The sequence below is a fragment of the Haloplanus aerogenes genome (assembly GCF_003856835.1).
In the GTDB taxonomy this organism is placed as follows: domain Archaea; phylum Halobacteriota; class Halobacteria; order Halobacteriales; family Haloferacaceae; genus Haloplanus; species Haloplanus aerogenes.
Genome location: NZ_CP034145.1, coordinates 1,455,531 through 1,475,175, shown reverse-complemented (window position 1 = coordinate 1,475,175; position 19,645 = coordinate 1,455,531). Strand labels below are relative to the sequence as shown.

20 protein-coding genes are annotated in these 19,645 nt (G+C 67.9%); 9 read left to right on the top strand and 11 right to left on the bottom strand.

The window, feature by feature from the left end:
- The first annotated feature begins 6 nt into the window (after positions 1 to 6).
- Entirely contained in the window at positions 7 to 909 is a 903-nt protein-coding gene (locus tag DU502_RS07510; RefSeq protein ID WP_121918776.1) for a PLP-dependent cysteine synthase family protein, read from the top strand.
- Between the two features lie 49 nt (positions 910 to 958).
- On the opposite strand, the gene DU502_RS07505 is transcribed toward DU502_RS07510, so the two are convergent.
- From DU502_RS07505 to cyaB, 4 genes are all read right to left on the bottom strand, one after another.
- Entirely contained in the window at positions 959 to 1,408 is a 450-nt protein-coding gene (locus DU502_RS07505) for a DUF5804 family protein (protein ID WP_121918775.1), read from the bottom strand.
- 45 nt (positions 1,409 to 1,453) lie between these two features.
- Positions 1,454 to 2,650, bottom strand: a complete 1,197-nt coding sequence (locus tag DU502_RS07500) for a tRNA sulfurtransferase (RefSeq protein ID WP_394338917.1) — start codon at positions 2,648 to 2,650, stop codon at positions 1,454 to 1,456.
- A gap of 617 nt (positions 2,651 to 3,267) precedes the next feature.
- On the bottom strand, positions 3,268 to 4,488 hold the full coding sequence (locus tag DU502_RS07495; RefSeq protein WP_121920610.1) for a methionine adenosyltransferase: 1,221 nt from the start codon (positions 4,486 to 4,488) through the stop codon (positions 3,268 to 3,270).
- Positions 4,489 to 4,547: 59 nt separating this feature from the next.
- Positions 4,548 to 5,090, bottom strand: a complete 543-nt coding sequence (cyaB, locus tag DU502_RS07490; RefSeq protein ID WP_121920611.1) for a class IV adenylate cyclase — start codon at positions 5,088 to 5,090, stop codon at positions 4,548 to 4,550.
- Positions 5,091 to 5,182: 92 nt separating this feature from the next.
- On the opposite strand from cyaB, the gene DU502_RS07485 reads away from it, so the two are divergent.
- Both DU502_RS07485 and DU502_RS07480 read left to right on the top strand, forming a co-directional pair.
- Positions 5,183 to 6,181 (top strand): FKBP-type peptidyl-prolyl cis-trans isomerase, encoded by a 999-nt coding sequence (locus DU502_RS07485; protein WP_121920612.1) that lies wholly within the window; start codon positions 5,183 to 5,185, stop codon positions 6,179 to 6,181.
- Positions 6,182 to 6,224: 43 nt separating this feature from the next.
- A complete protein-coding gene (locus tag DU502_RS07480; RefSeq protein ID WP_121920613.1) occupies positions 6,225 to 6,485 on the top strand; it encodes a hypothetical protein in 261 nt (86 codons plus the stop codon).
- A gap of 9 nt (positions 6,486 to 6,494) precedes the next feature.
- Here DU502_RS07480 and DU502_RS07475 read toward each other — a convergent pair whose 3' ends face one another.
- Together DU502_RS07475 and DU502_RS07470 are read right to left on the bottom strand one after the other, a co-directional pair.
- On the bottom strand, positions 6,495 to 7,124 hold the full coding sequence (locus DU502_RS07475; protein WP_121920614.1) for an RAD55 family ATPase: 630 nt from the start codon (positions 7,122 to 7,124) through the stop codon (positions 6,495 to 6,497).
- Between the two features lie 21 nt (positions 7,125 to 7,145).
- Positions 7,146 to 7,772, bottom strand: coding sequence for a MinD/ParA family ATP-binding protein (locus DU502_RS07470; protein ID WP_121920615.1), 627 nt, complete (start codon positions 7,770 to 7,772; stop codon positions 7,146 to 7,148).
- Positions 7,773 to 7,980: 208 nt separating this feature from the next.
- Here DU502_RS07470 and DU502_RS07465 point away from each other — a divergent pair, with 208 nt between their 5' ends.
- On the top strand, positions 7,981 to 9,588 hold the full coding sequence (locus DU502_RS07465; RefSeq protein WP_158601168.1) for a SipW-dependent-type signal peptide-containing protein: 1,608 nt from the start codon (positions 7,981 to 7,983) through the stop codon (positions 9,586 to 9,588).
- Position 9,589: 1 nt separating this feature from the next.
- The gene (locus DU502_RS07460; protein ID WP_124897042.1) at positions 9,590 to 10,213 is read left to right on the top strand and encodes a hypothetical protein; all 624 of its coding nucleotides are present in this window, start codon (positions 9,590 to 9,592) and stop codon (positions 10,211 to 10,213) included.
- A gap of 49 nt (positions 10,214 to 10,262) precedes the next feature.
- Here DU502_RS07460 and DU502_RS07455 read toward each other — a convergent pair whose 3' ends face one another.
- Entirely contained in the window at positions 10,263 to 10,637 is a 375-nt protein-coding gene (locus DU502_RS07455; RefSeq protein ID WP_121920618.1) for a YlbF family regulator, read from the bottom strand.
- An 82-nt stretch (positions 10,638 to 10,719) separates the two neighbouring features.
- Between DU502_RS07455 and DU502_RS07450 the strand changes: the two genes are divergently transcribed.
- Complete coding sequence (locus DU502_RS07450; protein WP_121920619.1) at positions 10,720 to 12,753, top strand: hydantoinase/oxoprolinase family protein; 2,034 nt, start codon at positions 10,720 to 10,722, stop codon at positions 12,751 to 12,753.
- A complete protein-coding gene (locus tag DU502_RS07445; protein ID WP_121920620.1) occupies positions 12,750 to 14,453 on the top strand; it encodes a hydantoinase B/oxoprolinase family protein in 1,704 nt (567 codons plus the stop codon). Before DU502_RS07450 ends, DU502_RS07445 begins: the two co-directional genes overlap by 4 nt.
- Here DU502_RS07445 and DU502_RS07440 read toward each other — a convergent pair.
- From DU502_RS07440 to DU502_RS07430, 3 genes are all read right to left on the bottom strand, one after another.
- Entirely contained in the window at positions 14,450 to 15,115 is a 666-nt protein-coding gene (locus tag DU502_RS07440) for an RAD55 family ATPase (protein ID WP_121920621.1), read from the bottom strand. The genes DU502_RS07445 and DU502_RS07440 overlap by 4 nt on opposite strands.
- Positions 15,108 to 15,707 carry a response regulator gene (locus DU502_RS07435; RefSeq protein WP_121920622.1) on the bottom strand — a complete coding sequence of 200 codons (600 nt, stop codon included), beginning with the start codon at positions 15,705 to 15,707 and terminating at the stop codon, positions 15,108 to 15,110. The genes DU502_RS07440 and DU502_RS07435 overlap by 8 nt, the downstream gene beginning before the upstream one ends.
- Before the next feature lie 81 nt (positions 15,708 to 15,788).
- Entirely contained in the window at positions 15,789 to 16,919 is a 1,131-nt protein-coding gene (locus tag DU502_RS07430) for an NAD(P)/FAD-dependent oxidoreductase (RefSeq protein WP_121920623.1), read from the bottom strand.
- Between the two features lie 83 nt (positions 16,920 to 17,002).
- On the opposite strand from DU502_RS07430, the gene DU502_RS07425 reads away from it, so the two are divergent.
- Positions 17,003 to 17,554, top strand: a complete 552-nt coding sequence (locus DU502_RS07425) for a hypothetical protein (protein ID WP_121920624.1) — start codon at positions 17,003 to 17,005, stop codon at positions 17,552 to 17,554.
- 55 nt (positions 17,555 to 17,609) lie between these two features.
- Here the strand turns inward: DU502_RS07425 and mvaD are convergent, their stop codons facing one another.
- Positions 17,610 to 18,578 (bottom strand): phosphomevalonate decarboxylase MvaD, encoded by a 969-nt coding sequence (gene mvaD, locus DU502_RS07420; RefSeq protein ID WP_121920625.1) that lies wholly within the window; start codon positions 18,576 to 18,578, stop codon positions 17,610 to 17,612.
- An 89-nt stretch (positions 18,579 to 18,667) separates the two neighbouring features.
- Between mvaD and DU502_RS07415 the strand changes: the two genes are divergently transcribed.
- Entirely contained in the window at positions 18,668 to 19,573 is a 906-nt protein-coding gene (locus DU502_RS07415; RefSeq protein ID WP_121920626.1) for a hypothetical protein, read from the top strand.
- Positions 19,574 to 19,645: the final 72 nt, after the last annotated feature.

Sequence of the window (19,645 nt, the reverse complement as noted above, 5' to 3'; positions counted from 1 at the left end):
GCGCCCATGCACGACAGTATTCTCGACGCCATCGGCTCGCCGCTGGTACAGATCGAGTCCCCACCGGGGACGACGGTCGCGGCGAAAATCGAGTCGAAAAATCCCGGTGGCTCCGCGAAGGATCGCCCGGCGAAGGCGATGGTCGAGGCCGCGGAGGAGGCGGGCGAACTCGAACCCGGCGACGCCATCGTCGAACCCACGAGCGGGAACACGGGCATCGGCCTCGCCGTCGTCGGCGCCGCGAAGGGCTACGACGTGACGCTCGTGATGCCGTCCTCGAAGTCGCCGGAGCGCCGCCAGATCATGAAAGCGTACGGCGCCGACCTGGAACTCGTCGACGGCGAGATGGAGGAAGCGCGGGCGCGGGCGGACGAACTGGAGGCCGAGGGGATGGTGCAGATGTACCAGTTCGAGAACCCCGCGAACCCGCAGTCCCACTACGAGACGACCGGGCCGGAGATCATCGAACAGGTAGGTGACCGGACGGTCGACGCGCTGGTCTGTGGCGTCGGCACCGGCGGCACCATCTCGGGGACGGGTCGGCGGTTGAAAGAGACGTTCCCCGACATGGAAGTCGTGGGCGTCCAGCCCGAAGACAACCAGTTCCTCACGGGCAACCCCGGCGCGGACGACTTTCAGGGGATGGGTCCCGGATTCGTCGCCGAGAACGTCGACACCGACTTGCTCGACGGCGTGGAGAACGTCACCCTCGACGCCGCGGAAGCGGAGTGTCGCCGCCTCGCACGCGAGGAGGGGATTCTGGTCGGACAGTCGAGCGGCGCGTCGAGCATCGGTGCGAAACGGGTTGCCGAGCGGCTGGAAACGGACGATCCGCTGGTCGTGACGGTGTTCTGGGACAGCGGCGAGCGCTACATGTCGACAGGGCTGTTCGACTACAGTCGCGATTGACGGCCGGTCGCGCCGGACTGACGCGAATACGCGGTCACTCGCGGCTGATCTACCGAAATTCGTCTTCCGTGACCCGAACGACGAGCGTGTCGTCCACGTCCCGCAGGTCGTACTCCGGAATCCGGCCGTCGACGCGGGTGGCGTACATCGGTTCGACGAGGTCGTCGCCGTCGAGGCCGTACACCTGCAGGTAGATATCGGTCTCCTCGGGCGGCACGTCGCCATCGCGGACGCGTTCGGCCAGATCGCGAGAGAGCCACTCGCTCGTCGAGATGCTCGGCTCCCGGACCAGCGCACGGTCGGCGAAACGGACGAGATACCAGTTCAGGTCGTTCAGGAGGGAGACGGCGGCGCCGAGGCTGACGGTGTCGACGGCGACCGTGTTTGCGAAGGGTTCGTGGAGGTCGTAGGTCGCGAGCGCCGCCCGCGCCGTCTCGCGCGAGAGGAGTTCGTATCGCAGATCGACGTCGTCCGCGCCGACCAGACACACCTGCGTCACGGCCGGTGAATCGGAAGGCTCCCCTAAAGCGGTTGCGCCGGCGGGCTACCGAGCGTCGGCGTCGGCGGTGTCGACAGTCACGATCCGCAGATCATCGACGGCGGCCGCGGCCCGGTCAAGGAAGTCGGCGGGTTCGGCCGCCTCGACGGCCTCGCGGGTCGCACCGGTTTCGGGGAAGGGCGGATCGAGTCGCTCACAGCCGACGGGGATCGACGAGTCCTCGTAGGTGCCGATGGCGCGTGCCCGGTCGAGGATGTCGGGTTTGTCCCACGTGAGGAGCGGGCGATGCACGGGCAGGTCGATCGCCGCGTCGGTGGCAGTGAGGTTGGCGGCAGTCTGGCTCGACTTCTGACCCAACGCCTCGCCGGTGACGATGCCCGCCGCGTCCTCGTGTTCGGCGACGGTTTCGGCGATACGGAGGAGCGCGCGCCGCCACGAGAGCATCCGGGTGTCTTCGACGTCCTCGATCAGCGTCTCGGCGAGGTCGCCGCCGGGGACGACCCGGAGCCGACAGTCGAAGTTGGGGGCGTAGCGGTCGAGTCGGCCGACGGTCGCCACCGCACGCGCCACGTGGTCCGGGCCGCCGTAGACGCCGAGGTCGACGTAGACCGGAATCACCGGTGCCCCGCGGCGCATCACCTCGTGGGCCGCGACGGGGGAGTCGTGGCCGCCGCTCACGAGGGCGACGAGCGGTTCCTGTGTCCCGAGGGGGAGGCCACCCGGCCCTTCGTAGGTGGTCGCGGTCACGTGCGCCCGCGCGCCGCGCACTTCGACGTGGTACGTGCGGTCGGGGTCGTCGAGATCGACCGTGGCGTCCGTGGCGACGCCGACGGCGCGACCGCCCTCGCGTTCGATGTCGCGGCTGGTGAATGGGTGGTCGTCGGCGTCACCGGCGCGGCGCGCGCGGACGGCGTAAGTGTCGACCGGGTCGGCGTCGCTGGCGAGGGCGGCGAGCGTCTCCTCGATGGCGTCGAGATTGGCGGCACAGCGGACGGCGGGGCGCGCCCAGACGACGCCCATGGCGTCGGCGGCGACGCGGGCGGCACGGTCGGGGTCGTCGGCGTGGATAACGATCCGCGCCCACTCGCGATCCACGGTGGCGTCGATGCCGCGGTCGTCGAGGAGGGCGGCCACGTTGTCGCGGAGGCGACGCGTCATCTTCCCACGGACCTCGCGGCTCTTTGTTCCGAGTTCGCCGAAGCTCACGAGGACGGTGTCGGGTGTCGGATCGGCGTCGTCCACGGTCACGGGGTAGCTACGCCGTCGGAGTACTAGGGTGGTTCGATCCGTTCCGGAGGGCGGCTCGAATCAGGGAGTGAAACGACCGTGGTTCGATCCGTTCCGGAGGGCGGCTCGAATCAGGGAGTGAAACGACCGTGGTTCGATCCGTTCCGGAGGGCGGCTCGAATCAGGGAGTGAAACGACCGTGGTTCGATCCGTTCCGGAGGGCGGCTCGAATCAGGGAGTGAAACGACCGTGGTTCGATCCGTTCCGGAGGGCGGCTCGAATCAGGGAGTGAAACGACCGTGGTTCGATCCGTTCCGGAGGGCGGCTCGAATCAGGGAGTGAAACGACCGTGGTTCGATCCGTTCCGGAGGGCGGCTCGAATCAGGGAGTGAAACGACCGTGGTTCGATCCGTTCCGGAGGGCGGCTCGAATCAGGGAGTGAAACGACCGTGGTTCGATCCGTTCCGGAGGGCGGCTCGAATCAGGGAGTGAAACGACCGTGGTTCGATCCGTTCCGGAGGGCGGCTCGAATCAGGGAGTGAAACGACCGTGGTTCGATCCGTTCCGGAGGGCGGCTCGAATCAGGGAGTGAAACGACCGTGGTTCGATCCGGTCGTCGATTACGACCGGCGTCAGAACGTCCGCAGGTCGCCCTCGATCACGTCACGGGTCACGTCGGTCACCGCGGCGAGTTCGCGGTCGACGATGGTCTGGATGTCGCTTTCGATGTCGGTGAGGTCGACGCCGTCGTCGGTGACGACGAAGGCGTCCGCGACGTGTGGCTGGTCGATGGGACGGCCGATCTGGCTGAGGAGGCGCACCCGGAGGTCGCGGATGCCGTCCACCTCGTCGACGACCGTCTCCGCGATGCGCGTGCTGAGGAGGTTGTAGATCTTCCCGATGTGGTTGACGGGGTTCTTCCCGCTCGTGGCCTCCATGCTCATCGGTCGGTTTGGCGTGATGAGGCCGTTGGAGCGGTTGCCGCGGCCGACGGAGCCGTCGTCGCCCTGTTCGGCGCTGGTGCCGGTAGTGGTGAGGTAGATGGAGCCCTCGTCGTAGTCGTCGGCGGTGTTGACCTCGACGGAGACGGCGCGGTCGGTGTAGGACTCCGCGAGGTCGGTGACGGCTTCGCGAACGTTCGCCACGGCGTCGCGGTACGCCGCCATGTCGGCGAGGTAGCTGTCGATCATCGCCGCGGCCACCGTGAGGTCGATCCGATCGCCCTCACGTTTGCCCATGATCTTCACGTCGGGACCGAGTTCGGGGTGGTCGTCGGCGTACGGGCCGTTGAGGTACTCCTCGGCTTCGAGGACGATCCGTTCCGTCTCGGTCAGGGGCGCGTGGCCGACGCCGAAACTCGTGTCGTTGGCCATGGGGACGGCGGCGCCGTCCTCGCCGAAGACGGTCTGGAGGTCGCCGCTCCCTTCGCCGAGGCGCACGTCGACCACCACGTCCGTCCCGAAGTCGAGTTCGGGGACGGTCTCGGCGAGGTAGTCGCGGGCGGCCGAGAGCGCCACCGAGTCGACGGGGAGGGTGTACGAGGTACCGTCGTCGGCCTCGTACTGTCGGGTGGCGCGCCCGACGATCAACACGTGGATCGGCTCGACCACCTCGCCGCCGCCAAAGGCGGGGGAGGCGTTGCCGGCAGCCAACTGCGTCTCGTCCGTGTTGTAGTGCAGCACTTCCCCGACGCGATCGAGATAGAGATTCGAGAGGGCGCGGGAGACGCTCTCCGCGATCCCGTCACAGAGGGAGTCGGGATGTCCGATCCCTTTCCGCTCGACGATCTCCACCTCCTGGTCCTCGACCGCGCGCCGGTCGACGGACTCGATACGGATGTTCCGGTCGCTCATCGGCGGAGGTTCACACTGCCGGGTGCTATAACTTGCGGAAACCTTTCGCGACCGAAGTATTACTCTGAGGAATCCAGCAGGAGACCGAGATACGACGTGCGGATCTGCGCGTCGGGGTCGAGGCCGAGATCACGCAGGCGCTCGATGGCTCTCTCGCGAACCGTCTCCAGCTCCGATTCGGGGGTCTCGCGCTCGATTTCGACGAACTCGCCCACCTCCGAGACCGTATCCAGCGTGACCGTGTAGCCGTCGAGCGTGTAGCGATCCCGCTCTTTCTCGACCACGGCGGCGGGGGTGAAGCCGAGCGAACCGAGGATGTCGTCGAGGTGGTCACCGTCCTCGACGCCCGTCTCGACCTCGCGGCGGGTCTTCGACTCGCGCTCGACGAGGGGGCCCTTGTAGGTGACGCGGGTCGTCGTCTCGTCGTTGCTCTTCTCACGTCGGATGCGGAGCGCCTCGTCCGTCTCCGCGAAGTCGCGGTGCGGAGCGTCGTAGTAGGTGTCGACCTGTGTGACGGCGCCGACGTGGTCGGCGTCGAGCGCCGAGAGTCGGTCCCGAACGGCGTCGTGATCCGCTCGGACCTTCAACTCGACTTCGTACATACACGGGGCGTCGCGGGCGGGTGGGAAAAGCCTCGCGACACGGCGAGACAGGAAACGTGATTCTTAAGGGTCGCACGGGAGTTGTGGACTGTATGAGTGACGAACAGGCCGAATCGGCCGACGAGCCGGTAGACGCCGACGCGGCCGATGACCCCGAGGCGGAGACAGAGACCGAGACCGAGACCGAGGAGGCATCCGGCCTGCAGGACGACGACTTCGTCCGCATCAACTACACCGTCCGCACCGCGGACGACGGGACGGTCGTCGACACGACCTATCAGGAGGTCGCCGAGGAGGCCGAAATCGACGAGGAGGGCCACGAGTTCGAGCCCCGAATCATCGTCGTCGGTGCCGGCCACGTCTTCGAGGCGGTCAACGAGGACCTGATCGGCAAGGAAGTCGGTGCCGAGAACACCGTCCACATCGACGCCGTCGACGCCTTCGGCGAGTTCGACCCCGACGACGTGCGCACCGTCAGCGCCGAGAAGATCGACGAGGACGACCGCTACCCCGGCGCCCACGTCAACGTCGACGGACAGCAGGGTCACGTCGAGACGATCATCGGCGGCCGCGCCCGCGTCGACTTCAACCACCCCCTCGCCGGCGAGGACCTCGAATACGAGTACGAGGTCGTCGACGTCGTCGACGACCCCGAGGAACGGGCGCAGGGCCTCCTTGGCATGTACCTCGACCACGCCCCCGAGGTGTGGATCCAGACCGACGAGGTCGAAGAGGAAGTGCAGGTCGAGGTCGAGTCCGAGGACGAGGACGAAGAGCCCGAGTACGAGACCGAGACCCAGACGGTCGAGAAGGAGACGCTGTACATCGAGGCCACGCCGCAGATGACGATGAACCAGCAGTGGCTCTTCCAGAAGCAGCAGATCGCCCAGCAGATCATGGACCGCCTCGACCTCGACCGTGTCATCGTCCAGGAGACCATCGACGGCACGGGCAGTATGATGGGCGGTATGGGCGGTATGATGGGCGGCATGGGCGGCGCCGGTGCCGGTGACGTCGAGGAAGCCCTCGAAGACGTCGACGTGGACGCCGACGAGATCGTCGACGAACTCGAAGAGGATATCGAAGAGTAGCCGACATCGACGGCTTCTCGTATCGCTCCGTTCACCACCGATCATGGATATCCCCGACGCCGTCGCGGCCGACCTCCGGGTCGCTGCCGTCGCGGCCGGCTGTACCGTCGCGCTGACGCTCGCCTTGCGGTACGGACTCGGCGTGGCGGTCAGCCCGCTCCTCCGACTCTCCCCCGTCGCCGTCTACTTCGGCTACCTGTTTCTGGGCAAGGGATCGACCGGGAGCGCGTTCGAGAACCCGCGACTCTGGATGCTGCTGACGGTCGCCGTGACGGTCGGAACGGCGGCGTACGCCGTCGTGTGAGACGGAGTATCAGGCGATGTCGCGGCTGGTGTCGATGGTGACGCCGTCGGTGAGTTTGAGCTTGATCGTCTCTTCGAGCGCACCGCCGCCGCGGAACTTCGGCACGGCGAGGCGGTTGACGATCTGTGAGCCGTCCGTGTCGGTCTGGAGGTCGAACACCACGTCCGCCATGTGCTCGGAGAGCGTCCGGTTGACCGGCGGATCGCCGTGACCATGCATGGCGTGCAACACTGCGATCGACCCCGTGTTGACCATGTGCGTCTGGAGTTCGTTGAGGAACGCCCGATAGCGGGCCGGGTCCGCCTCCTCCAGCGGATCGACGACGTCGACGAGGAGGTTCGAACTCTCGGGGAGATCCTTCACGAGGCGGGTGGCGTTGTCGATGGGTGGGTAATCACCCGCGTCACGGATCGTCAGCCGGTCGACGCGCCCCTGGTACCGGTCGACGGCGTCGCGCACCGCCTGTTCCGACCGGACGGTCGTCACGTACAGCGTCCCCCGAGCGGCCGCGATCTCGTACAGCAAGGATTCGGACTGGCTGGCCGGATCGGCGGTCAGCAACAGGATGCTCCCCGGCGGAATCCCGCCGTCGAGCTGCCTGTCGAGGACGGAGATACCCGTCGGGAGACGGTCAGCCATACCCAACGCGTATGTGGGGCGTCATAATATGTCTTCTCCCAGATCGGCGGCGAGCCGTCGATAGGCGGCGCGAACGCCGTCGTCGTCGAGGATCGGGGCGTCGGCAGTCGGTACCGAGGCCACCACCGGGCAGCCGAGTAACTCGACGACGGCGTCCGGCGCCGACCGGGTGCGCGTCAACACGACGCCACAGGGCGGCGCGTCGAGGGTGCGGGCCATCGCCGCCGTCTTCGCCGCATCGCGGAGGGCCGGCGCACAGAGCGTGGTGACCAGCAGCGTCGCGTCGGCGGTTCGGAGCGGCGCCGCGGCGTCCGGACCGGCCCCGGCAGGACAGTCGACGACCGCACGTCGGTCGCTGGCAGCCAGTCGGGTGAGCGAGCGGGCGACTGCGTCGGCATCGGTATCGATAGGCGGCGCGGGGAGCAACGTCACGTCCGACTCGTCGGGGTGGGGCTGGACGACGGTCTCGATGTCGTGGCCGTCGAGTGCGGCGAGCGTCGGTTCGCGGTCCACGCCCGCGAGCGCGTGCAGGTCGGGCATGTCCGGGTCGGCGTCGGCCGCGACGACCGGCGCGTCGAGCGCCGCGGACAGCCCGAGCGCCGTCGTCGTCTTTCCCACGCCGCCCTTGCCGCCGGCGATAGCGAGCATGGGGCGGGGTGGCCGCTCACTCGGATTTGAACCCTCGGATCGGCCGTCGTTCTGCCATCTATTGATAACGTTTTATTGTTAAGAATGCGGCAGCGGAGTAATCCCCAATTAGCTAATGAGTTTCAGATACTACTTCTGGCCGTCTCGGAAGGCACCAGTCGGCGGTTCGACTCCGCCGGGGGACGTTCCCCACGGGGGGAGTGAACGCATGCCAGACGAGTTCGAACTGTCGCGGCGGAAGGCGCTCGCGGCGCTGGGGACCGTGGGTGCGGCGTCGGCGGGCGCGGGACTGGGGACGAGTGCCTTCTTCAGCGACCAAGAGACGTTCGAGAACAATCAGTTGACGGCTGGGACGCTCGATATGAAGGTGAGCTGGGAAGAACACTACAGCGACTGGAGCGAGGACGAGGCGGAACACGCCCACATGGAGGACGGCGAGTTGGTCGTCGACGACCTGCAGGGGTTCATGGACGCGACGCTGCAGGAGCAGTTTCCGGACAAGCAGGCTCGAAAGCGCCTCAACGAGGGGACGGCCGATCCCTGTGAGGTGCTGGCGGACGTGCCCGACGACCTCGAGAAACCGGTGATCGAACTGGAAGACGTGAAGCCGGGCGACTTCGGCGAGGTGACGTTCGACTTCGCGCTCTGTGACAATCCGGGGTACGTCTGGATGAACGGCGAGTTACTGTCAAATGCCGAGAACGGTGTAACGGAACCCGAAGCCGACGATCCGGACGAGCAGCTCCCGGGCCGTGGAGAACTGGCCGATACCATTCAGACGACGGTGTGGTACGACAAGAACGGTAACAACAGACCGTGGCGGCCGACACCCTGCGTGGAGCGGATCGGTCACCGACAGGACCTGCTGGTCTGCAAGGCGAGCGTCGACCACATCCCGCCCGGGTGTGGCTGGTTCGCACGAGACGAAATCTACGTGTGGTGTGAGGGATCGAACATTTGTCCCATCGACAAGGGACACGTCTACGTGGTTCACCCGAGCGGGAGTGCGATCTGTCGGATCGAAATCACCCCGCTCGAGCGATTCTGTAGCCGACCGGATCAGCCGGTCGACGTGTGGGAGTGGAAGCCCGACTGGACGGATCTGCCCTGTGCGACGCGGACCGACGGGCCCCAAGAGCGGTGTGTGTGCGAAGGAGTGATCGCCGACATTCCGGGCGTCGATTCGCCGTCACAGATCGACGCCTGGGACTGGATCGACGTGGGCGATCCGATATGGATCCTCTGTGTCGATGCTCCCGAAGGACCGGTGGCCGACCCGGGAGAGTGTGTCGACATGGAGTGTCCGACGGTCCCGGGCGGCGGGGTCTGGTTACGGAATCCCCAAGAAGAAGGGGGATTCTGCCTGGTGGAAATCGACATCGTCGACCCAGTGTGTCGGCTCGAAACCGTTCACGTCTGGGAGATCGTCGACGACTGGAACCGGCAGCCGGAAGAAGTGTTCTTCTCCGGCACGCTCCGCGAGACTATGGACCTGTTCTCGCAGGGTGTCGGCATCCCACTGGACGGTCGGCCGGTCACCGATTTCACCGAAATCGCGGACGGGCGTCCAACCGACGGCACGGCACCGACCCGCGAGTGTTACACTCCGGCACCCGATCGACACCACGTCGGCTTCGAGTGGGAACTCCCGGTGGACCACGGCAACGAGGTGCAGTCCGACTCCGTAGCCTTCGACCTCGGCTTCTACACCGAACAGTGTCGCCACAACGATGGGGGCGGGATGAACGACGAACCGGTCGACGACGCGGAACCGAGCATCACGATCAACGACCAACCCGCGGGGAGTCCACCGTAGCATGTCGATACCAGTGTATTCGACCATAACCGTCGCCGAAGTAACGTTCGAAGAAGACACCGACCCGGTCGACATCGACCCGGCGGTGCATCCCGAGTTCGCACGCGAGGGCGATCCGGCCGAGCCCGCGTTCGTCGTGGGGATTCACGCGTCCGATCCGGCGGTCGGTCTCGAACCGGGTCCGGAGAGTCTGGAGTCGCTCATCGGGTACAAGCTTCTCGAACCGGGAACGCACACGGACGTGACGGTGCCGATATTCCCGACGCAGTTCACGCGCCTCGACGAGGGGCAGACGTTCCCGCCGGCACCGGACGACGACGCCGTCATCACGGGGGCGATATGGGCGGATTTCGAGAGCGAAGAGCCGGTCGTCTCGGGAGAGATGGCGACGATCAGCGGCGGCATGAATCAGGTCGCAGCGCTTCTCGACCTACTGTCGTTTTTCGACGTGGATTTCGACTGCGAAACGCTCGCCGATCTGTTCGAGTTCTTCCCGGGGTTCCTGAACCACCCGAACGACCAGTGCGTGTTCGTGTACGATCCACTCGGGACGTGCCCGCCGGAGACGAGTCCCGACGAGGTACTGGACGGGCAGTACTGGTGCGCCCTCTGTTGTGCCGAATGACACGCCGGGGTCGTGAGTTCTTTTTTCGCGTCGACAGACGGCGGGTCGCTCAGTCGTGACAGCAGCCGCCCGCTTCGCCGCCGAAGTCGACGGCCAGCGGTTCCGAAATCGCCCGGTTGATCGCTTCGAGCTGGCTCTGGAGTGCCTCCTGCGCGTTCAGATACTCCTCCATCACGTCCATCGAGTGGAGTTCGTTCTGGGCCTGCTGGAGTTTCGCGACGTGTTCCTGTGTCGCTTCGCCCGTCTCGCGGGCGGCGACGAACTCGTCGCGGAGGCGTTCGACCTTCGCGATCATCTCCTGGGCCTCGTCGTCGTCCTGAACCGCCTGCTTCGCCGCCTCGAACCGTTCGTACGCCGGCGTCTCGGCGATTTCCTCGCCGAGTTCCCGTCCGAGTTCCTCCAGCTGTGAGACCGTCGTGCTCATACGTCCCCTTACCGCGCCGGCCGCTTCAAGTTGCCGTCTCTGGGCAACCGGGATTTATCAGCCCCAGCGCCGTGACTCCGGTATGGAAACCGACGCACGAGTTGGGGTCGACGTCGGCGGCACGTTCACCGACGTGGTGGTCGCCGACGAATCCGGCCTGACGATGCTGAAGGTACCTTCGACGCCAGATTCTCCGGATCGGGGCGTCCTCGACGGCCTCGACGCCGCGAGCGAACAGGGGGACGTAGATCCCGAAGCCGTCGCCTTCTTCGGTCACGGAACCACCGTCGCGACCAACGCCCTGCTGGAACGCGAGTGGGCCGAGACGGCGCTCGTGACGACCGAGGGCTTTCGCGACGCCGTCGAAATCGGTCGCCAGACGCGCCCCAGCCTCTACGATCTTCGGGCGGAGAAACCCTCGCCCATCGTCGACCGGGACCGTCGTTACGAGGTGGTCGAACGCCTCGACCGGCGGGGTGAGGTGGTCGAACCGTTGGACGAGGAAGAGGCCCGGTCCATCGCCCGGACCGTCGCCGACGCGGACGTGGAGAGCGTCGCCGTCGCGTTCCTCTTTGCCTTCGAAAACGACGCCCACGAGCGCCGGGTACGCGACCTCCTGCACAAGGAGGGCGTCGACGGCGAAATCTCGCTGTCGAGCGAGGTGCTCCCCGAGATCAGGGAGTACGAGCGCACGCTGGCGACGACGATCAACGCCGCCCTCAAACCCGTGATGAACCGCTATCTCGGCCGTCTGGAGGAGGGCGTCGCCGAGGCGGGCGTCCCCGCCGCGCTGAAAGTGATGCAGTCGAACGGCGGCGTGGCGTCGGCACAGGTCACCCGCGAGCGCCCGGTGAACACCCTGCTGTCCGGACCGGCGGCGGGCGTCCGCGGCGCCGCCCACGTTGCCGGCGAAACCGGCTTCGACGACGTCCTCACCATGGACATGGGCGGCACCTCGTGTGACGTGTCGCTCGTCCGCGACGGCGACCCCGTCGTCACGACGGAGGGACAGGTCGGGGACTACCCCGTGAACGTCCCCATGGTCGACGTCCACACCATCGGCGCGGGCGGCGGATCCATCGCGTGGGTCGACGAAGGCGGGAGCCTCCGGGTCGGCCCGCGGTCCGCGGGCGCCGACCCCGGCCCCATCTGTTACGGCCGCGGCGGCACCGATCCGACCGTCACCGACGCTCACCTCCTCCTCGGTCGCATCGACCCCGCCTCCTTCTTCGAGGGGAGCGCCGACGAGTCGACGGTCCGCGAGGCGGTGCGGGAGTCGGTGGCCGACCCGCTCGGCCTGAGTGTCGAGGAAGCGGCTCAGGGGATTCTGGACGTTGCCAACGCGAACATGGAACGGGCCCTTCGGGTGGTCTCCGTCGAACGCGGCCACGACCCCCGGGACTTCTCGCTCGTCGCCTACGGCGGCGCGGGACCGCTCCACGCGGCCGAACTCGCCGCCGAACTCGACGTGCCGCGGGTAGTGGTCCCGCGGTCTGCCGGCGTCCTCTCCGCGCTCGGCCTCCTCATCAGCGACGCGGTGTACGAGGAGGGCGTCTCCGCGGTGCGACCGTGGACCGAGGTCGACCCCGCCGACCTGACCGAGCGATTCGAGGGGATGGAAGCCGAGGGCCGCGAACGACTGGAGACGGAGGGTTACCCCGCCGACAGACGGCGATTCGAACGCGCCGTCGACCTGCGATATCGGGGGCAGTCGTTCGACCTCCGGGTGCCGGTACCCGAAGGGCGACTCGACGCGGACACCCTCGATACCGTCGCCGATCGGTTCCACCAGCGCCACGAGCGCCGGTACGGCCACGCCTCGCCGGACGAACCGGTCGAACTCGTGACGGTCCGCCTGCGTTCCCGGGGCGTCGTCGACCCGCCCGCGCTGTCGATGGCGGAGGGCGGCACGACGGACCCGACCCCACGGACGACCCGCCCGGCGACGTTCGGGGGTGAGACGGGCGAGACACCGATCTACGACCGGTCGGCGCTCGGCCCGGGTGCCGAACTGGACGGCCCCGCAGTGATCGAAGGCGTCGAGAGCACGGCCGTCGTCCCGCCGGAGGCGGACGCACACGTCGACGACTTGGGGAACGTGGTGATCGAGCCATGAGCGAGATCGACCCCGTCACGCTGGAAGTCCTGCGCAACGCCTGCGTCGCCGTCGCGGAGGAGATGAACGCGACGCTCGTGCGCACGAGTTACTCGCCCAATATCAAGGACCGCCGCGACTGCTCGTGTGCGCTGTTCGACGTGGTGGACGAGGACGGGACGGCCGCGGCCGAGATGATCAGTCAGGCCGAGAACATTCCGGTCCACCTCGGCGCGATGCCGTACTCGGTGGCGGCGGCTATCGAAGCCTACCCGCCCTCCGAACTGCAGGACGGCGACGCCATCCTTCTGAACGACCCCTTCCACGGCGGCGCCCACCTGCCGGACATGACGCTCGTGACGCCGATTTTCGTCGACGGGGAGTTGGTCGCCATCGCGGCCAACCGCGCCCACCACGCGGACGTGGGTGGCGGTCGCGCGGGTAGCGTCGCCGCCGACTCCACGGAGATTTTCCAGGAAGGGATTCGCGTCCCGCCGGTGAAACTGTACGACGGCGGCGGCCCCGTCGAGGACGTGTTCGATCTCCTGCTGACGAACGTGCGGACGCCGGACGAGCGGCGAGGCGACTTCCGCGCCCAGCGAGCGGCCAACCGGACGGCGGTCGAACGGGTGCGGGATCTGGCCGACCGGCACGGCCTCGGCACCCTGCAGGCGGCGACGACGGAGATCAAAGCCTACGCCGAACGCCGGATGCGCGCCGAAATCGACGAGTTACCGGACGGCACCGTCGAGTTCGAGGACCGCCTCGACGACGACGGGCAGGGAACCGAGGACATCCGCATCGCCGTCGCGGTGACCGTCGACGGTGACGAACTCGTCGTCGACTTCGAAGGGACGAGCGAGCAGGTGCCGGGCGCGATCAACGCCCCCCTCGCGGTGACGGCGTCCGCGACGTACTACGCCGTGCGCTGTGTGACCGACCCGGACGTGCCGCCGAACGCGGGGACGTACCGCCCCATCGAGATTCGGGCGCCGGAAGGGACGGTCGTCAACGCCCAACCGCCCGCCGCGGTGGTCGGCGGCAACCTCGAAATCTCCCAGCGTGCGACCGACGCCCTCCTCGGGGCGTTCGGCGAGGAGTCGCCGGAGCGCTCCGTCGCCGCCGCGCAAGGGACGATGAACAGCGTCACCTTCGGCGGGACGAACCGGGAGGGAGAGCCGTTCGCCTTCTACGAGACTATCGGCGGCGGCTACGGAGGCCGAACGGGCGCCGACGGGATGGACGGGGTCCACGCCCACATGAGCAACACGCTCAACACGCCGGCGGAGGTGCTGGAGACGGTCTATCCCGTTCGAGTCCAGCGATACGCGTTCCGGCCCGACACCGGCGGCGCCGGCGAGTTCCGTGGCGGCCTCGGCCTCCGCCGCGACATCGAAGTGCTGACCGATGGCATCGCCTTCAGCCTCCTCGCCGACCGACGGCGATATCCGCCGTACGGTCTCGCAGGCGGCGTCGCTGGCGCGGTGGGCGAGGACTACCTGACGCGGGCCGACGACGACCCCCGAACGATTCCGGGCAAATCCACGCACGACCTCGACGCCGGCGACATGGTGAGTATCCGGACGCCGGGCGGCGGCGGCTTCGGTGACCCGGCCGACCGCGAACCCGAGGCTGTGGCGCGTGATCTGCGACTCGGCAAGGTGTCGACAGCGACCGTCCGGCAGGTGTACGGACTCGATCCGACCGAGCTGGACGACTAGTAGGGGAACGCCGTCCACTCGGGGGCCACGTCGGAGAGGCCGCGAACCCGGAGTTCGCGGCCGCCATCTTCCTCACGAATCTCGATTGCGGCGTCGAAAATTGAGGTGACGACGTTCACGAACCGGTCTTCGTGGGTCGTCGGGTCGATACTGTAGACGCCGAGATAGCCTGCGGCGCTCGTCCGCCGGGAGAGAACGTGCAGGAACGAGAACGCGCGTTCGGCGTCGACGTACTGGAGGAGTGTCGAGATAGAGACGAAGCCCAGCCGGAGACGGTCGGGCGTTCCCATCTGATCGACGGCCTGCGTGAACGCGACGCCCATGCCGGTGAGGTCGGCTGGCGAGGAGACGCGATGGATCGAGGGCTCGGAGTCTCCCGGTGCGCCGGTCGCGTCGACGACGCGGAAGGTCGACGGGTCGAATCGAACGTCCCGATCCTCGAACTGCGTCCGGATACGCGAGTCCGGATCGTCGGTCGTCATCACGACGATTGGGTCTGCCGGGACGGTCTCGGGGGCGAGGAGGTCGAACACGAGCCGGCGCTTGCCCGACATCGGCGGACCGGACACCAGGACGTTCATCCCCTGATCGAGACTGTCGATGTCGAGAGGCAAGGTGTCCGCGAGCGCGTAGCGGTTGGCTCTGGCGTCGCCTTCAGCCATCGGTCTCCTCCCGTGTTATCGAGGTGTCGATTGCGCGGAGCGTCGCGACGAACCGCGAGTCGTCGGTCAGACGCTCGGCCTCGGATTCGAGCGTCGCTTCGAGATCCGAGATCCGGGATTTGAGTTCGGCGTACGCGGGATTCTCGTCCAGTTCGTACGTCGACTTCCCTTCGTGCAACGCGGCGGCCTTCACGAGCAGGGAGTGATACTCCCGGACGTCGGTGGCGTGTTGGTCGAGCGTGAGCAACTCCTCGATCGTCTCTCGAAGCTCCGAACGGGTCGTGGGCTTGGTGATGTAGTCGTCGAACCCCATATCGACGATGTCGAAGTCGGGATCGACGGCGGTCACCATGGCGACCCGGACGTCGTATTCTCGCTCGCGAATCCGGTCGAGAACCTCGCCGCCGGACACGCCGGGCATCAGCCGGTCGAGCAACACCACGTCCACGTCGCCGTCGAGCGTTTCGAGGGCGTCCTCGCCGTCGTACGCCTCGCGAATCGTGTACGTGTCTTCGAGATACCGTCGGTACGTACGAACGACCTCACGGTCGTCGTCGACGATGAGTACGGTCCCCCCCTCGCTCGCGGTCATCCTATCTCTAGTCCCGGGTCGACGCCCATTAAACCCACCTGTCACGCACCCGTGCCACACGCCGCGTGACCCACCGCCAGCTCATCCGAGTTCTTCGGTGACGAGGTCGGCCGCGCGACTGATCGCGCCGACGGAGGAGAGGTGACCGGCGCCGACCGTCGCCTTCATCGCCCGCGCGGGGCCGCCGGTGAACACCTTCGGGCCGACCGTCGCCACGGCGTCGTCACCGATCGACGCGATCCAGCCCGGCGCGTCGAACCGGAACGGGTCGAGTTTGGGCGGGAACTCGTCGGTTCCCCGCCCGTCCAGTTCCCACCGGACGAGGCGGTCGAGGTTCGTCGCGACGGTCCGGGCTTCGCGGATGGCAGCCGCCGCGCTCGCGGGGACGGCCTCGCCGTCGGCATCGACGACCCGTGCCACGTCACCGACGGCGAACGTGTGGTCATCGAGTCGGAGGTCACCCCGAACGACCGGCCGGTCGCTCCCCATCGCGTCGGGACCGCGAATGCCGCCGGTCCACACGAACGTGTCGTACGGTATCGTCCGACCGTCGAGTTCGACCGCCTCGGCCGTCGCGCCGGTGACGCGAGCGTTCGTCCGCACCGTCACGCCGGCCGCATCGAGGGCGTCGCGGACGGCCGACTGGAACGCCTCGGGGAAGGCAGGCGCGACCGAGTCCAGGCGTTCGAGGACGGTCACGTCCACGTCGGCGTCGCGTTCGGCGGCCACCGCCGCAAGTTCGCCGGCCACCTGCACGCCCGAGAGGCCGGCCCCGCCGACGACGGCACGGCCGTCCGCCTCGCAGGCGTCGAGGAACGCCTCGCGGATGCGGTGGGCGTGGTCGAGTCGCTTCAGCGGCAGGCCGTGTTCGTGGACGCCGGGCAGGTCGTAAAACGCCGTCTCGGCGCCGAGGCAGACGGCCGCGTAGTCGTAGTCGAGGGCGTCGTCCGTGAGGTGGATGCGACGGGCCTCCCGGTCGATATCCTCGACGCGAGCGGTCCGAACGGTCGCCCAGTCGAGTACGTCCCGGAGGGGGACGGTGATGGCGTCTTCCACCGCCGGCCGGCGGATCACGCGGTGGAGTTCGTGCTGGACGAGATGTCGGTCGGACTCGTCGACGACGACGAGGTCGACCGACTCGGGGAGTCTGGATTCGAGGCGACGGGCGAGCGTGAGACCGGCGTACCCGGCACCGAGAACGACGACGCGCATACCGGAGGTTGGACCGCACGGTTAAGAAGACGACGACGGTGGAGCCGATATTTATACGTGCCGGCGCCGTCACCCTCGAACGAATGGACATCGAGGGGTTCGTCTGCTGGACGGCACACGCGGTCGACGATCCGGCGGAGTTGCGACGCGTCCTCGACGCCCAGTTACCGGAGCGCGGAAGCCGCGCCGTCGCGGACGCGCAGTACGCCGGGCTGCTGGAGGGGACGGAACTACGCCCGCCGGGCCTCGCCGCGGCCCACGCGTTCGCCGAGCGGAGCGACCTGCCGATGGCGGGGCCGATGGACGCCATCGCGGACTTCAGCGCGATTATCGACGCGCTGGGGGCGGCCGAGGACCGAGGCGGGCGGTTCGGCGCCGACGCCGTCCCCGACGGATTCGAGACGGTGACGCCGACCGTGGACCGCTACGACCGGAGCTACCACACCGTCAACGTCGCGAGGGAGTATCCACCGGACACGACGGTGGAACTCAACTACCGGTCGCGCGACCCGAGCCATCCCGGCGAGCGACGCGCCAACCTGTCGAGTGCGATCCTGTGGCTCCGGATCGACGGGGAGACGGCGTACGAACACCGGGCGGAGTGGGAAGAAGAGCAGCGTTCTCGTAGGTCGTGAACGCTGCTCACCACACAGGGGTGGCGAGCAGCGAGCAACAGCTACGAGACGCCGCTCAAAAGAGCGCGTCGCGCTCCGGACGCACCTCGGCGGGACCACCGACCTCCCACACGTCGGTCTCGACGCCACAGTCCGCGACGGCGGATTCGACGCGGTCGACGTACTCGGCGGTCGTGTTGACGTAGACGCTCGCGCCGGTGTCGGTGGAGAAGTAGACCGGCACGTCCTCCTTCCGGAGCGCGCGGACGGTGTTGAAGACGGCGATGGTGCGGGGTTGCCAGTACACCCAGCCCGCGGGCCCCGTCATCGTCGTCGCCGCGAGCGAGAGCGAGTCGTGTTCCGCGAGTTCGAACGCACGGTCGAACTCGGCGTTGCGCAGGGCGTCCCGCATCTCCGCGAGCTGGCCGTGGACGTGGGCCATCCGCGCCTGGAACATGTGGCTGTCCGCCGCCTCCTCGTGGGCCTGTTCGGTCTCCTTGTACGAGGGGACGAGCGCAGCGACGATCCGCAGGTCGTCCTCCAGATTCGTCTCGATGCGCTCGGAGCGGCAGTCGTGGTCGTTGAGGCCGGCGTAGAGATGAGAGAAGGCGCCGGTGACGGCGCGGGCGGCGGACGAGGAGCCGCGACGGGCGATGGTCGAGATTTCGGGCCGGGTGAGATCGAGGCCCGCCGCCTCCGCGAGCGCCATCGCGGCGGCGGCGAATCCCGACGACGAGGAGCCGAACCCGACGTTCGACTGGAAGGAGTTCTCGCTCTCCAGCCGGACGGGGTCGTCGAGATCCGCGAGGTCGCGGACGTGGTCGACGACGGCGTCGATACGCTCGGCACCGCGCCCCTTGACGCGGTCGCCGTCGACGACGTACACGTCCTCGTCGGTCGCGCCGAACTCGACGGTCGTGGTCGTGCGACTCGGCGCCGTGCAGACGCTGATGCTGTCGTGGTACGGGAGGCGGAGTTCGGGGTCGCGCATCCCGTGGTACTTCACCAGCCCCTGAATCGGGTGGGCCGTCGCGGTCGCTTTCATGCCCGAAAGGGCGTCGGACGGGCGGATAAACGTCCCGGAACGGCCGCCTGCTGGGGCAAGTATAAATCGCCGTAGCCCAACCGACTCGTATGCCACGCGTCACCCGGCGACGCTTCCTCGAGGCGGTGGGGAGTGCCAGCGCACTCTCGCTTGCGGGCTGTTCCACCGACGCGGACGACGACCCCACGCCGGTTCCCACGCGGACGGGCACGGCGACCGACACCGCGACGGCGACGCCGACGGCCACGCCAACCGCCACCGCCACCCCCCGCGCGCCGCTCGACGAGTCCATCGGGTTCGCGGCGATGCTCGCGCGGACGCCAACCCACCCCGAGATGCCCGACGCATCCTACGTCTGGGCGCGGTACGTCGACGCCGCCGGCCTCCTCGGAAGCGTCGACGACCAGAACATCGGCCAGCGCCTCCGCGACGGGTGGCTGGGGTCGGGACCACCGGCGTACACCGAGTCGGACGCGTTCGAACTCGTCCACGTCCAGCCGGGATCGCTCTCGAACGTGACGCTCGGCCGCGGCGATTTCGACGCGTCGACGACCGTCGAGGGGATGGTCGGCGACGGCTGGCGGCGGCTGGGTGGCGACACCGAGCGATACACGTTCCTCGGCTACGGTGGCTACACGGCGGCGGTCGGGGACCGACTCTGGATCGTCGTGAGCAGCGACGACACCACGATCGCCGAATCGCTCACGGCGGCCGTGGAGACGGACCCGCTGGTCGACCATCTCGACGCCGTCGACCGGGCGGCAGTGTCGCGGGCGAGCGAGGAAGAAGGGAACTACCTCGTCGTCCAGCGATCGGTGCCCGGCGACTACGCCGCAGGCATCGCTCTCGACTACGCGCCCTATCGCTATCCGATCGGTGTGTTACACTACGCGGAAGGGCGCGAGTCGCCGTCGTGGCAGCGCGTCGAACACCGCTTCCGGACACAGATTGCCGGCGAACTCCGGGCGGTCGACTTCGGAGAGGACTTCGGCTGACAGCGTGGCGGTTACGCCGCGGCGCTGTCCTCCGAATCTGGGAACGGCCGACGGTTTAAATAGTCCGTCACC